The 1,444-nt window shown below is 38.5% G+C and carries 1 protein-coding gene; it reads right to left on the bottom strand.

The genetic code is table 11. The features are described 5' to 3' along the window. Positions 1 to 132: 132 nt before the first annotated feature. Complete coding sequence (locus tag V7068_RS21800; RefSeq protein ID WP_499714519.1) at positions 133 to 1,425, bottom strand: CitMHS family transporter; 1,293 nt, start codon at positions 1,423 to 1,425, stop codon at positions 133 to 135. Positions 1,426 to 1,444: the final 19 nt, after the last annotated feature.

Genomic DNA, 1,444 nt, shown 5'->3' on the forward strand with positions numbered 1-1,444 from the left:
GTTAATAGAATACTGAACTGTTTTTTGATATAAATAACCGAATAAACGGGTTAGTTATACTGCAATTAAAATAAAGAAGCAAGCGATTGTCGCCGCTTGCTTTTACTCAATTAACCTTCATCATCAACTATTTTATAAAGGGATTATCCCTAATACGACCGCAACCACTATCATGACAATGGTTGATCCGCACGCCCATTTTAAGAAAGAACCTTGAAGTTTACCAAAATCCTCCCCTACCATCCCAACTAATAAATAGGTAGACGGAACAAGAGGACTTAATAGATGAACCGGTAAACCAAAAAGAGAAGCTCTCCCAATTAAAGCAGGATCAATCCCATATGCAGCCCCCGCTTTGGCAAGCAGCGGCAGAACACCATAATAAAAAGCGTCATTGGACATAAAGAAAGTAAATGGCGCACTAATAATCGCAGTGATTACAGCAAAATGCGACCCCATTGCGTCCGGGATATGCTTAATCAATGAGTTTGCCATAGCATCCACCATTTCAGTCCCAGAAAGAATTCCAGTGAAAATTCCAGCTGCAAAAATCATTGAAATAACCGATAAAGCATTGTCTGCATAATTGGCTACACGTTCTTTTTGATCACTCATTTTTGGATAATTCATTGTAATGGCAATCGCAAAACCAATCATGAACAATACAGCTGACGGTAATAACTCCATAATGAGCGCTACCAAAAGAACTACTGTTAATACATAGTTAAAAACGATTAATTTAGGACGTTTAAGATGCGCATCCTCTACTGCAGCGGCATGTTGAGCCGCAATCTTGTAGTCAAACTCTATTACACCAATTCTCTTTCTTTCCTTTCTACCAAGAACAAAAGCCATGAAGAGAACAAATAAAATACCGCCAATCATAGCAGGAATAACAGGTGTGAAAACATCAGACATTTCAAGATTCAAAGCTGTCATCACTCGTGCTGTCGGTCCTCCCCAAGGAAGGAGATTCATGACTCCTGAAGCTGAAACAGCAATCCCTGCTAAAATAAGTGGTTTCATGCCGATTCTTTTATAAAGAGGAAGCATGGCAGAAATCGTAATCATGTAAGTCGTCGTTCCATCTCCATCTAACGAAATAAGAAGAGCCAAAACCGCTGTTCCAATAGCAATTTTTACAGGATCACCTTTTACAAGCTTAAGGATTGTCCTTATAATTGGATCAAAAACTCCAGCATCAATCAAAATACCAAAGAAAAGAATAGCAAATAAAATCATAATACCTGTTGGGGCAACGCTTTTAATCCCTTCTAGCGCCATAGGCCCCATTTCACTGCCAAATCCACCTATAAGAGCAAAGACAATTGGTACGACAATTAAAGCAATCATAGCCGAAAGACGCCCTGTCATAATTAAAATCATAAATACTAAAATCATTAAGTACCCTAATAAAGCGAGCATTTTGATCACTCCTTATCTA

This window comes from Bacillus sp. JJ634, from assembly GCF_036962285.1.
Lineage (GTDB): Bacteria > Bacillota > Bacilli > Bacillales > DSM-1321 > Peribacillus > Peribacillus asahii_A.

Bases quoted from the DNA above. Each gene is read 5' to 3' on its own strand.
- V7068_RS21800 (WP_499714519.1), bottom strand. From the start codon at position 1,425: ATGCTCGCTTTATTAGGGTACTTAATGATTTTAGTATTTATGATTTTA.